Origin of the sequence: Colwellia echini, from assembly GCF_002843355.2 — a bacterium.
In the GTDB taxonomy this organism is placed as follows: domain Bacteria; phylum Pseudomonadota; class Gammaproteobacteria; order Enterobacterales; family Alteromonadaceae; genus Colwellia; species Colwellia echini.
Genome location: NZ_PJAI02000085.1, coordinates 1 through 629, shown reverse-complemented (window position 1 = coordinate 629; position 629 = coordinate 1). Strand labels below are relative to the sequence as shown.

General features: G+C 46.9%; 1 protein-coding gene. It reads left to right on the top strand.

Annotation, left to right across the window (positions count from 1 at the left end):
• Positions 1-629 (top strand): hypothetical protein (locus CWS31_RS17655; protein WP_211355867.1); only part of this gene is annotated, 629 nt, incomplete at both ends.

The window sequence follows — 629 nt, the reverse complement described above, 5'->3', positions numbered from 1 at the left end:
GGTGTTGGCACAGATAGCTTTACGGTCAATAGCGGTGTGTCTATCGGAACTATTGATGGCGGCAACGGCGCAAACACGTACGCGATTAATGGCACTGCAGGTGCTATCACGGGTGGTGTTGATGCAGATACCTTTACCATTGGTACAGCGGGTATAACGGGAGCTCTTGTTGGCGGTGCTGGTGATGATATTTTCACTATCAATGGCGATACAACAGGTCGAATTGCTAGCATTTCTGGTGGTGATGGTGATGACACGGTTAGTTTGGATAATACGGGCGTAGTTACTGGCACGATTGCGGGCGGCGCTCAAGGTGTTGCTTTAGATGCAAAAGATACGTTTAACCTTACGGCAACCGACGGCAGTTTATTAATCACAGATATCTCAGGATTTGAATTAATTGATGGTGTGGGTAATGCCATCTTAACAGGTGACAGCGCGAACACCTGGTTAGTTAATGCTAATAACGCAGGTACCTTGAATGGTATTAACTTTACAGACTTTGTGAATTTAGTCGGCGGCAGTGGCACTGATGGTTTTACGGTAAATAGCGGTGTAACTATTGGCAGTATTGGTGGTGGCAATGGCGTAAACACGTACGCGATTAATGGCACTGCGGGTGCTATCAC